Consider the following 11,742-nt stretch of genomic DNA (forward strand, 5'->3'; position numbering starts at 1 on the left):
CTTACTTCTTGAGCAATCCTGCTTCGCGGTAGTATTTCTCCGCGCCCGGATGAATGGGCATGCCGAAATTCTCTGCCATCTCCGCCGCCGTCACGCCCTTCATGACGCTGGTGACGTTGCCGAACTCCTCCCGTTCTTCGACGATGGCTTTGGTGATCTTGTAGATCACGTCGGCAGGCGTCTTGGAGGAGGCGATCAGCACGGTGGGCGACTGGAAGGTCTGAACGGCCTCGGTCACGCCCTGATCCTTGTAGATTCCGGCCTTCAGGGTGTAGGGCACGAAGCCCGGATTGAGCTTCTGTAGCGCGGCGATCTCCTCGTCGGTGACCCCGAGGATCCGCACCTGCATCGCCGAGCCCATGTCCATGATGAAGGACGCCGGCACCACCGTGAACCATCCGACCGCCACCGCCTGCCGGTTCTTCACGGCTTCCGCATTGGACGACACCGGCCCGTAACTCTTTGCGCCGAGGTCGTTCAGCGTCATGCCGTTGACCTTGAGCAGATACTCCCAGCCGGCCGCCAGGCTGGTGTTGCCGCGCGATGGCAGCGCCACCGGCTGACCCTTCAGGTCCTTGACGCTCTTGATATCGCTGTTGGCGGGCACCACGAGCTGCCAGACGTTGGGATAGAAGTTGGCGACAAACAGGCCCTTGTCGGTCTGCTTGCCGGCGAACTGACCTTCGCCCTTCTGCGCATCGGACATGACGGTCGTCATCGACCAGCCGATATCGGCCTTGTCGTTGCGGATCTTCTCCATGTTGACGAGGGCCGCGCCCGGCTCGACCTGCACGTTCAGGTCGGGAAACTTCTTGTTGACGACCTGGGACGCTGCGGCTGCCATAGGCGTCCAACTGCCGCCGGTCGGGCCGGCGCTAAAGATGACGTCGGTTTTCTGTTGGGCCTGGACGGCGCCTGCTGCGGCGAAGGACAGCGCTGCAATAGCGGTCACGCGTACGACTTGCCGTAGACCACGGATGTGGACGGACATCGTTTGCACTCCCTCTGGCGTTTGCGCTCGTTGGCGCAGCTCATTGGGGCTCGTGTCCGCACGTATTCGGCGACAACTTCGACACCCGTAGCATGCGGAAATTTGTCATCCGTCCTGCTGCCGAGCAGCGTACGTGCCCGCTGCAGCGATTGTCAACGACGCGTGCTCCCTTCATGTGCGGGGGCTCGACGGGTAGGCAATTGGGTGCGGGGATTTTCAGGATCGGGCGCACCGGTTACGTACTAAAGACGTACGGGAAAGCCCGGTACACGATGCGAACCGGCAACATCGGATGCATTGCAAAAAGTATGGGGAAGAACTTGCGGGTCCAACGAGCGGCTAGAGGTCCTGGACCTCAACTATCGGCGGCCGGACGACCCGGAAATCTTATGACGAATGCCGACCGGCGGCGCGAACGCCGCCGGTCGAAGAGGTCTTAGCGAATGACGTAGGGCAGCAGGCCGAGGAAACGCGAGCGCTTGATGGCGCGCGCGAGCTCACGCTGCTTCTTGGCGGACACGGCCGTGATGCGGCTCGGCACGATCTTGCCGCGCTCGGAGACGTAACGCATCAGCAGCTTGGAATCCTTGTAGTCGATCTTCGGCGCATTCGGACCCGTGAACGGGCAGGTCTTGCGGCGACGGAAAAACGGACGGCGTGCACCAGCTTCAGCCATGATTCTTACTCCTCTCCCGTCGCTTCAACAGCGTCTTCGCGCGGACGGCGCGGGCCGCGGTCGCCGCGGAAGCCACCGCCTTCACGATCGCCACGGAAGCCGCCTTCGCGGTCGCCGCGGAAGCCGCCACCACGATCGTCGCGCTCGCGGTCGCGATCGGCCTTGCGCATCATGGCCGAGGGACCTTCCTCGTGCTCTTCGACGCGGACGGTGAGGTAACGGATGACGTCTTCAGAGATCCGCTCCTGCCGCTCGATCTCGGTGACCGCAGCGGAGGGCGCATCGATATTCATCAGCACGAAGTGCGCTTTGCGATTCTTGCTCATGCGGTAGGTGAGCGAACGCACGCCCCAATTCTCGGTCTTGGTGATCTTGCCGCCGAGCCCTTCGACGATGCCCGTCATCTGGGTGGTCAGCTCTTCGACCTGCTGGGTGCTCGCATCCTGGCGCGCGAGAAAAACATGCTCATAAAGAGGCATGGATGTCCTTTCCTAGTGTTGGCGCGGTTCCCGGCGGCAAGCCCTTCGAGGCCTTCGGAAAGGACTCGGAGATAAGCTCAGAAGGCGGAAGCACGGGACGACGGGCCGACTGGCCCTGCCACATCAACATCGCCAAAAAAAGGTGAGATTGCTGGGACCGTCCGTTCAGCTCCCGGCCGGGATCCACGGATGGCGCGGTTTATAAGGATTTTCAGCGCGCTGGCAAGGCTTCTTGCGGGGGCTTGAAAGGGTTCCTTGCCTCGCCGGCAGAAGGCCCCGGGGGGTCGCCGGGGCTGGCTTGACATACTTGTTTGTATAACATACAAATAATGCACGAGAGGGCAAAATGGCTCCCAGGTCCGTCCAAACTGTTTCTGAAACGCCGGCCGGCGATCCCAAGCACGCCGCCCGCGCGACGCGTTCGGCAGGGCGCCAGATGCGGTCGCGCCTGCTCGACGTCGCCAGCGGCCTTTTCAAGGAGCGGGGCCTCTCCGGCACCTCGATCTCGGACATCGCGGCGGTCGCAGACGCGTTTCCAAGCCAGATCACCTATTACTTCCGCACCAAGGAAGCGCTGTTCGTCGAAGCTGCCTGCCGCGACGTGCTGTACGTGGCGCGCGCGGCCGAGCAGGCAGCAACGCAGGCCCATACGCCGCGCGAGTACACCCGCGCGCTGGTCGAGACGGTTACGGCGACGGATTCGGTCGCCTTCTTTACCGAAGCGCTGACGCTGACCCGCCGCCGCCAGGATCTCGCACCGCTGGTGGAGCGCACCATCGAGCGGCTCCACGGCGAGGGGATGCGCGCCTATGCCGGCCAGATCGAGCGACACGGCTGGAAAACCTTGCGCGATCCGGACGCGAGCTCACGGCGGTTCTGGGCGCTCGCGATCGGCGTGATGGTCGAAGGCCATGCCATGGGCCGATCGGCCGAGGAAATGTGCGCCGAGATGCTGCGCGTGTTGGGCGACCAGGCGACGACAAGGACCAACGGCGACAATACGCGGCTACGTCTCGTCGGCGACCGCGACGCTTCGGATTCACCCGACAGTGAGGGATCGTCATGACCGCGCTTCGCATGCGTGCCCGCGACTTCTTGAACGAGGATCAATTGATCGCCGTGCGCCAGCGCGTGACGTGGAAGGGTATAGCCCTCATCGCGCATGCGTGGGCGCTGATATTGGGATCGATCGCGCTGGTCGCGTGGTGGCCCAACCCGCTGACCTTTCTGATCGCCGTCGGCATCATCGGCTCGCGCCAGCTCGGGCTCGCGATCCTGATGCACGACGGCGCGCATGGATGTCTGTCGGCCGACGAGAAGGTCAACCTGACGCTGAGCCAATGGTTCTGCGCCTATCCAATCTTCGCCGAGACCCGCGCCTATCGCCGCTATCATCTGCAGCATCACGCGCGCACGCAGCAGGAGGACGATCCGGATCTGGTGCTGTCGGCACCGTTTCCGATCACGGGGATGAGCTACCGCCGGAAGTTCTTCCGCGATATCACCGGGCAGACCGGCTACCAGCAGCGCAAGGCGCAGTTGTTAAATGCGCTCGGGCCGAAGGAATGGCCGATCACGCAGCGCGCTGCGCATTTCTGGGAAAAACTTGGCCCGCAGCTTGTCGTCAACGGCCTGCTATTTGCGGGCCTCGCTGCCGCCGGCGTGTGGTGGGCCTATCCGCTGCTATGGCTGTTGCCGCTGCTCACCTGGCAGATGGTCATCACGCGCATTCGCAACATCGCCGAACACGCAGTCGTTCCCGACTCGAACGATCCCCTGCGCAACACCCGCACCACGCGCGCGAACTTCCTCGAGCGGCTATTCATCGCACCCTATTACGTCAACTACCACCTCGAGCATCACCTGCTGTTCTACGTGCCCTGCTACAACCTGCCGCGCGTCCACCGCATCCTCAGTGAAAGCCGGTATGCGGACCGCATGGAGGTGCAGCCGAACTACGCCGCCGTGCTGCGGCTGGCGACCGCCAGGCCAGACCACGAGGATCGCCCGGGCAACTTGGTGAGCGGCGCACGCCGCGCACGGGCCGGGAAGGAGGTTGGTGGTGATCAGGCCGCAGGCGGGTTCTAATGGTAGTCGGTAGGGTGACGTTCCCGGGCGACCATCGCCGTGAAGGAGCCAGCGAATGATCGATCTGACGACCTTGGCCGCTTATGGGGCGGTTGTACTCGGCTTTGTATTCATTCCGGGTCCCGCCTCTCCTCACCGTTGCACGGGCGACGAGTTCGGGCACCAAGGTGGGAATTGCTACCGGCGTCGGGATCGCAGCTGGCGACGTGATTCATACCTTTATGGCGATCGTCGGCATCTCGGCGATCATTGCCACTTCGGCGTTGCTGTTCAGCATCATCAAATACATTGGCGCTGCGTATCTCGTTTATCTCGGCATTCGTGCCATTCTTGAGAGAACGCCGGCAAATCTGACGGCTGGCGCACTACCTATCTCGGCCGGTGAGGCATTCAGGCAGGCTATTTTGGCCGAGGTGCTAAACCCAAAGACCGCGCTTTTCTTCCTCGCGTTCCTCCCCCAGTTCGTGGTGCCCGAAAACGGATCGGTCATGCTTCAATTGACGATCCTGGGGATCCTATTTGTCCTCTTGGGACTCGTTAGTACGGTGGTTTTTGCGGTCTGCGCGGGAGGACTGGGCAACTTTCTCCGTCGAAATCCCACCGTGCTAAAATGGCAGGGCAAGGCAGTTGGCGGCATCTATTGCGCTCTGGGCGTCCGGTTGGCGCTGCAAGAACGCTGAGCCTGCCGACCCAATTCCCGGCCTTCCTGCGGAATCGTCTTTCCGCACCGCGGCTTGACATCCCGGCCTCGGTCAGTGTCTTACGGCCCAATTCGAATGAGGGAGCGCCGATGACGGCTGCATTTATGTTTCCGGGGCAGGGTTCCCAGGCGGTCGGCATGGGCAAGGCCCTGGCGGAGGCCTTCCCGACCGCGCGGGCGGTATTCGACGAGGTCGATTCGGCGCTCGGCGAGAAGCTGACTGCGATCATCTGGGATGGCCCGGCCGAAACCCTCCAGCTCACCGAAAACGCCCAGCCGGCCCTGATGGCGGTCTCGATTGCCACGCTGCGGGTGCTGGAGGCCGAGGCGGGCTTTTCCGTGGAGCGGGATGCGGCCTTCGTCGCCGGCCATTCGCTCGGCGAGTATTCCGCGCTGGCTGCGGCCGGCAGCCTGACCGTCAGCGATACCGCGCGCCTGCTGCGCATCCGCGGTCTTGCGATGCAAAAGGCGGTGCCGGTCGGCGCCGGCGCGATGGCGGCACTTCTCGGGCTCGATTATGAGGCCGCCATGGCGGTTGCCAGCGAAGCCGCGCAGGGCCAGATCTGCCAGGCCGCCAACGACAATGGCGGCGGGCAGGTGGTGGTGTCCGGCGACAAGGCGGCGGTCGATCGCGCGGTGGAAATCGCCAAAGCCAAGGGCGCCAAGCGCGCGATGCTGCTGCCGGTGTCCGCGCCGTTCCATTGCAAGCTGATGCAGCCCGCGGCCGATGCGATGGTGGAGGCGCTGGCCGGGGTGATGATCAAGACGCCGGCCTCGCCGCTGGTGTCGAACGTGCTGGCGGCGCCGATCACCGATCCCGACGAGATTCGCCGCCGCCTTATCGAGCAGGTCACCGGCACCGTGCGCTGGCGCGAGTCGGTGGCCTATATGGCGAGCCACGGCGTCACACGCTTTTTCGAAATCGGCGCCGGCAAGGTGCTGAGCGGGCTGGTCAAGCGCATCGCCGACGGCGCGGTCGGCGTGTCGATTGGGGGACCCAACGATATTGCCGCGGCCAAGGACGCATTGGCGGCTTCGGCCTAAGCTCCCGGAAGGAGATATTGATGTTCGATTTGACGGGAAGGACGGCACTGGTCACCGGCGCGACCGGCGGCATCGGCGGGGCGATCGCGCAGGCGTTGCATGCGCAGGGCGCGACGGTGGCGATTTCCGGAACGCGCCGCGAGGTGCTGGATTCGTTCGCCGGCAAGCTTGGCGAGCGTGTTCACGTGCTGCCGTGCAATCTTTCCGACAGCGCCGAAGTCGAGGCGCTGGTGCCCGCGGCGGAAGCAGCGATGGGGCAGGTCGATATTCTGATCGCCAATGCCGGCATCACCCGTGACAATCTGTTTGTGCAATTGCGTGACGAGGATTGGGACGACGTCATCAAGGTCAATCTGACCGCGACCTTCCGTCTCGCTCGCGCCGCAACCAAACTGATGATGCGCAAGCGCTTCGGCCGGATCATCGCGATCACCTCGATCGTCGGCGTGACCGGCAACCCCGGCCAGGCCAACTACACGGCGTCGAAGGCCGGCATCATCGGCCTGATCAAGACGCTGGGCGCGGAATATGCCAAGCGCAACGTGACCGCCAACTGCATTGCGCCGGGCTTCATCAAGACGCCGATGACGGACGCGCTCAACGACAAGCAGCGCGAGACCATCCTGACCAAGGTTCCTGCGGCGCGGCTGGGAACGCCGGAAGACATCGCCGCCGCGGCCGTCTATCTTAGTTCGAACGAGGCCGCCTACGTCACCGGCCAGACGATTCACGTCAACGGCGGAATGGCCATGTTTTGAGCCAGTTATTGCCCCGATCGATGTGGCCAAAGGCCGTTTTCCCGGGGCGGTTGAGGGCTTGTAGTCAAGGCTAGGGAAGTATGATAACCGAACCCCCGACGGATGGGCAAACAAGGCCATTGCAGGATTTTGAAACCCTGTATATTGGCGTGGCGACGCCTGCCGTTCGCCGGGGCTTTGTCGGCTACCACCGGGCCGAATCAAGACTATGCGCGATAGCGAAGGAAGTTTAACGACCACGATAGCTCGTAGCGTCTCTATAGCGTCTTGGGGTCGGGTCCAATGGAACAAGCACGAGGTTGAACGATGAGTGAGATTGGCGAGCGGGTTAAGAAGATTGTGGTCGAACACCTCGGTGTTGAACCCGATAAGGTTGTCGACAACGCAAGTTTCATCGACGACCTCGGCGCCGACAGTCTCGACACCGTCGAGCTTGTGATGGCATTTGAAGAAGAGTTCGGTTGCGAAATCCCCGATGACGCCGCCGAGACGATTTTGACCGTCGGCGACGCCACGAAGTTTCTCGAGAAGAACGCGAAAAGCTGACGTCCCGGGCGGGTAGAGACAGAGCCGGACGGGCCGTTGTCGAACGGTCCCCCGGTTTCTTGTTTTGGGCCGGCATTTTCGGGTTGGAGTTTCTGATATGAGGCGGGTTGTCGTCACGGGGGCTGGGCATGGTTACGCCGCTCGGCTGCGGCGTTGACACAACGTGGACGCGTATCCTCAACGGTCAGAGCGGCGCCAGGAAGATCGATACATTCGAAGTCGCCGATCTTGCGAGCCAGATCGCTTGCGTGATTCCACGCGGCGACGGCAGTGATGGCACTTTCAATCCCGACCAGTGGATGGAGCCGAAGGAACAGCGCAAGGTCGACGATTTCATCATCTTTGCGATGGCTGCGGCGCGCCAGGCGCTCGACGACGCCGACTGGCATCCCTCGACCGAAGAAGACAAATGCGCCACCGGCACCCTGATCGGTTCGGGGATCGGCGGCCTGTCCGGCATCGCCGACACGGCGTTGCTTCTGAAGGAACGCGGGCCGCGCAGGGTATCGCCGTTCTTCATTCCGGGGCGACTGATCAATCTCGCTTCCGGCTACGTCTCGATCGAGCACAGCCTCAAGGGCCCCAACCATTCCGTGGTGACGGCGTGTTCGACCGGCGCGCATGCGATCGGCGATGGTGCCAGGCTGATTGCGCTCGGCGACGCCGACGTCATGGTGGCGGGCGGGACCGAATCGCCGATCTGCCGGCTGGCGATGGCGGGATTCTGCGCGGCGCGTGCGCTCTCGACCGCCTTCAACGAGGCGCCGCAAAGGGCCTCGCGGCCCTATGACAAGGATCGCGATGGATTCGTGATGGGCGAGGGCGCCGGCGTCGTCGTGCTCGAGGAATATGAGCACGCGAAAAAGCGCGGTGCGCGAATCTATGCCGAAGTGGTGGGCTACGGCCTGTCGGGCGACGCCTATCACATTACCTCGCCGTCACCGGATGGCGATGGCGGCTTCCGCAGCATGAGCGCGGCGATCAAGCGCGCCGGGATCGCGGTGGCCGATATCGACTACATTAACGCCCACGGAACTTCGACGCAGATCGGCGACGAGATCGAACTCGGCGCGGTGGAGCGGATGCTTGGCAACGCCGCCTCCAAGGTGTCCATGTCGTCGACGAAATCGTCGACCGGGCACCTGCTCGGTGCTGCCGGTGCGATCGAGGCCATTTTCAGTATCCTTGCGATTCGCGACAATGTCGCTCCGCCCACCATCAATCTGGAAAATCCGTCGGTGGAAACGGCGATCGATCTGGTACCGCAGACGGCGCGCAAGCGCGAGATTAACGTCGCGCTGTCGAATTCCTTCGGTTTCGGGGGGACCAACGCCTCTGTGATCGTTCGGCGCGTGGCCGACTAGCAAGTGTTTAGAACTACTCCACCGTTTTGCCGTATTCGGCGATGACTTCTACATGCGGGCGCATGCTATCGGCTGGGCAGGGATTGCCGGGCTGCGATTGAACCGACAGGATTCAGGTTGCATCGATGAGTGAGAGGCCGCCCATTTCACCACGGAGCCCGCGCGCTGCGTTGGAGCCCGAGCGGGTGCCGCCGCCGCCGAAGCGGTCGGAACGCGCCCGCAATCCTTTCGTGGTGGTCGGCAATGCCATCATCACCATCCTGATCATTCTGATGATCGGGGCGGGGACGGTGTATTATTACGGCAGACAAATGTTGGAGACGCCGGGGCCGCTGCGGGAAGACAAGATCGTCAACATTCCCTCGCGTGCCGGCAAGCGCGACATCGCCGACGCGCTGCTGCGTGAGGGCGTGATCAACGTCAATCCCTGGGTATTCATCGGCGGTGTGTTTGCGCTGAAGGCGAGTTCCGACCTCAAGCCGGGTGAATATTCCTTTCAGAAGAATGCCAGCCTGCGCGATGTCATCGCCACCATCGTCGAGGGCAAGGTGGTGCAGCACGCTGTCACGATTCCCGAAGGCCTGACTTCCGAACAGATCGTGGCACGGCTCATCGACAACGACATCTTCGCTGGTTCGGTGCGGGAAATGCCGCGCGAAGGCACGCTGCTGCCGGAAACCTACAAATTTCCGCGCGGCACCACGCGTGAGCAGGTGATCTACCGCTTGCAACAGAGCCAGAAGCGGGTGCTTGCGGAAATCTGGGAGCGCCGCAATCCGGACGTTCTGGTCAAGTCGCCGGAGCAGCTCATCACGCTGGCCTCGATCATCGAGAAGGAAACCGGCCGCGCCGACGAGCGCAGCCGCGTGGCCGCCGTATTCACCAATCGCCTGCGGCAGAGGATCAAGCTGCAGTCCGATCCGACCATCATCTACGGCCTGGTCGGCGGCAAGGGAACGCTGGGCCGACCGATCAAGCGCTCCGAGATTACACAGCCGTCGCCGTACAACACCTATGTCATCGAAGGCCTGCCGCCCGGACCGATCGCCAATCCGGGCCGCGCCTCGCTCGAAGCAGCCGCCAACCCGGCGCGCACGCGCGACCTGTTCTTCGTGGCCGACGGGACCGGCGGGCACGCCTTTACCGAGACCTACGACCAGCACCAGAAGAACGTCGTCAAGCTGCGGGCGCTCGAAAAACAGATTCAGAACGATACCGTCGAACCATCAGAGGATGCGCCGCCGCCCACGGCAGGCGGAGCACCGGCCGATACTAATCCAACCGCAACCACGCCGCGGCCGGCGGCGCCGGCGAAAAAGCCGCCCGCCCGTCCTCCGGCGCCTGCGACGGCGCCCGCCCGCCAGGGCGCGGCGCAGTCGACCACGACGCCGCCGGTGGTTCAGCGCTGACGCCCGGCTGGTTGAATAGTCGTTCCGGCCATCGCCGGAACGTAATTCCACTTTGGCGGAAATCGGCTTAAGGTCGCGCCGTTCCTTTCGAGTCTCGAAATCCCTGTCTTTTGGAGAGTGTTAAGCGATGGCGCTATCGAGCATGACCGGTTTTGCCCGGAGCCACGGCGCCAACGGGCCCTATACGTTCGAGTGGGAACTGAAGTCCGTCAACGCCAAGGGTTTTGACCTGCGTTTGCGGCTGCCGCCGGGCTGGGACGAGCTGGAGGCCTTTGCCAAGAAACGCGCCGGCGAGGTGCTGTCGCGGGGCACGGTCTACGCCAACCTCAGCGTCAAGCGCGCCAACGCGGTCTCCTCCGTGCGCATCAATGAAGACGTGCTGGCCTCGATCGTGAAGGTTGCGGGCGAACTCGCCGGCAGGATCGACGCGGTGGCGCCGAGCATCGACGGGCTGCTCGGCATCAAGGGCGTCATCGAAGTCGTCGAGCCCGAAAGCGACGAGGCGGAAGACAAGGCGGCGAGGGATGCGGCTGCCGCCGCCTTCGAGCAGGCGCTTGCCCAGCTCGTCGAGATGCGCCGCCGCGAAGGCACGACGCTTGGGCAAATTCTGATCCAGCGCATGGATGAAATCGAGAGGCTGGCGAAAAAGGCCGAGGCCGCGCCCGGCCGCAAGCCGGAGGCGATCAGGGCGCGCCTGGCCGAACAGGTGGCAGCACTGCTGGAGACTTCCGAGCGATTCGACCCTGACCGGCTCAATCAGGAGGCGATCCTGATCGCGACCAAGGCCGACATCCGCGAGGAACTCGACCGCATCGCCTCGCACGTGGCGCAGGCCCGTGAGATGATTGGCAAGGGCGGACCGGTCGGCCGGCGGCTCGACTTCCTCGCCCAGGAATTCAACCGCGAGGTCAACACCTGCTGCTCCAAATCGAACGATCTGGAATTGACCCAGACCGGGCTCGAAATGAAGAACGTGGTCGAGCAGTTCCGCGAGCAGGTCCAGAACCTGGAGTAACCGATGACGGCTGGAGGTTTCGACGGGGTTGAACGGCGCGGGCTGATGTTCGTGCTGTCGTCGCCCTCGGGCGCGGGCAAGACCACGCTGTCGCGCATGCTGATTGCCGAGACGCCTGCGCTGCAGATGTCAGTGTCGGCTACCACGAGGCCGAAGCGGCCCGGTGAGGTTAACGGCAAGGATTACTTCTTTGTCGATCATACACGATTTGAGACAATGGTCGCCAACGGCGAACTGCTGGAGTGGGCCACCGTATTCGACAACCGCTACGGCACGCCGCGCGCGCCGGTCGAGGCGGCATTATCGTCCGGGCAGGACGTGCTGTTCGATATCGACTGGCAGGGCACTCAACAACTGCGCGACAGGTCGCCGAAAGATGTGGTCAGTGTTTTCATTCTTCCGCCGTCAGTATCGGCACTGGAACAACGACTGCACACACGCGCGCAAGATTCCGAAGAGGTCATCCGCGGCCGTATGAGAAAGGCCGGCGACGAGATGAGCCATTTCGATGCCTACGATTACATTGTGGTCAATGACAATATCGGAATTGCCTTCGAAGCCGTAAAATCGATCTTGCGGGCGGAACAGTTGAAGCGAGAACGGCAAGTAGGCCTTTCAGACTTCGTTCTCGGATTGCGGCGCCAGCTGGAGAAATAGCCGCGGCTTCCGTTT

General features: G+C 63.1%; 11 protein-coding genes and 2 pseudogenes. 10 read left to right on the forward strand and 3 right to left on the reverse strand.

The window, feature by feature from the left end:
* Position 1: 1 nt before the first annotated feature.
* The 3 genes from V1279_RS12675 to rpsF form a co-directional block, all read right to left on the reverse strand.
* The gene (locus tag V1279_RS12675; RefSeq protein ID WP_334436069.1) at positions 2-991 is read right to left on the reverse strand and encodes a TAXI family TRAP transporter solute-binding subunit; all 990 of its coding nucleotides are present in this window, start codon (positions 989-991) and stop codon (positions 2-4) included.
* Positions 992-1,427: 436 nt separating this feature from the next.
* Positions 1,428-1,667, reverse strand: coding sequence for a 30S ribosomal protein S18 (rpsR, locus tag V1279_RS12680; RefSeq protein ID WP_002711478.1), 240 nt, complete (start codon positions 1,665-1,667; stop codon positions 1,428-1,430).
* 5 nt (positions 1,668-1,672) lie between these two features.
* Entirely contained in the window at positions 1,673-2,146 is a 474-nt protein-coding gene (gene rpsF / locus V1279_RS12685) for a 30S ribosomal protein S6 (protein WP_334436071.1), read from the reverse strand.
* A gap of 346 nt (positions 2,147-2,492) precedes the next feature.
* Here rpsF and V1279_RS12690 point away from each other — a divergent pair, with 346 nt between their 5' ends.
* The 10 genes and pseudogenes from V1279_RS12690 (at position 2,493) to gmk (ending at position 11,727) form a co-directional block, all read left to right on the forward strand.
* Positions 2,493-3,212 (forward strand): TetR/AcrR family transcriptional regulator C-terminal domain-containing protein, encoded by a 720-nt coding sequence (locus tag V1279_RS12690; protein WP_334436074.1) that lies wholly within the window; start codon positions 2,493-2,495, stop codon positions 3,210-3,212.
* Positions 3,209-4,234 carry a fatty acid desaturase family protein gene (locus V1279_RS12695; protein ID WP_334436076.1) on the forward strand — a complete coding sequence of 342 codons (1,026 nt, stop codon included), beginning with the start codon at positions 3,209-3,211 and terminating at the stop codon, positions 4,232-4,234. The genes V1279_RS12690 and V1279_RS12695 overlap by 4 nt, the downstream gene beginning before the upstream one ends.
* A gap of 55 nt (positions 4,235-4,289) precedes the next feature.
* Positions 4,290-4,914 (forward strand): annotated as a pseudogene (locus tag V1279_RS12700) (LysE family translocator).
* 110 nt (positions 4,915-5,024) lie between these two features.
* Positions 5,025-5,978, forward strand: a complete 954-nt coding sequence (fabD, locus tag V1279_RS12705) for an ACP S-malonyltransferase (RefSeq protein ID WP_334436079.1) — start codon at positions 5,025-5,027, stop codon at positions 5,976-5,978.
* A 20-nt stretch (positions 5,979-5,998) separates the two neighbouring features.
* The gene (gene fabG, locus V1279_RS12710; RefSeq protein ID WP_334436082.1) at positions 5,999-6,736 is read left to right on the forward strand and encodes a 3-oxoacyl-[acyl-carrier-protein] reductase; all 738 of its coding nucleotides are present in this window, start codon (positions 5,999-6,001) and stop codon (positions 6,734-6,736) included.
* A gap of 306 nt (positions 6,737-7,042) precedes the next feature.
* Complete coding sequence (locus V1279_RS12715) at positions 7,043-7,282, forward strand: acyl carrier protein (RefSeq protein ID WP_008969609.1); 240 nt, start codon at positions 7,043-7,045, stop codon at positions 7,280-7,282.
* A gap of 97 nt (positions 7,283-7,379) precedes the next feature.
* Positions 7,380-8,646 (forward strand): annotated as a pseudogene (gene fabF, locus V1279_RS12720) (beta-ketoacyl-ACP synthase II).
* 125 nt (positions 8,647-8,771) lie between these two features.
* Positions 8,772-10,055, forward strand: coding sequence for an endolytic transglycosylase MltG (mltG, locus tag V1279_RS12725; RefSeq protein ID WP_334436085.1), 1,284 nt, complete (start codon positions 8,772-8,774; stop codon positions 10,053-10,055).
* Positions 10,056-10,182: 127 nt separating this feature from the next.
* Entirely contained in the window at positions 10,183-11,070 is an 888-nt protein-coding gene (locus tag V1279_RS12730; protein WP_334436087.1) for a YicC/YloC family endoribonuclease, read from the forward strand.
* Positions 11,071-11,073: 3 nt separating this feature from the next.
* Positions 11,074-11,727, forward strand: a complete 654-nt coding sequence (gene gmk, locus V1279_RS12735) for a guanylate kinase (RefSeq protein ID WP_334436089.1) — start codon at positions 11,074-11,076, stop codon at positions 11,725-11,727.
* The last annotated feature ends 15 nt before the right edge of the window (positions 11,728-11,742 follow it).

The sequence above is a fragment of the Bradyrhizobium sp. AZCC 1610 genome (assembly GCF_036924515.1).
Taxonomy (GTDB): Bacteria; Pseudomonadota; Alphaproteobacteria; order Rhizobiales; family Xanthobacteraceae; genus Bradyrhizobium.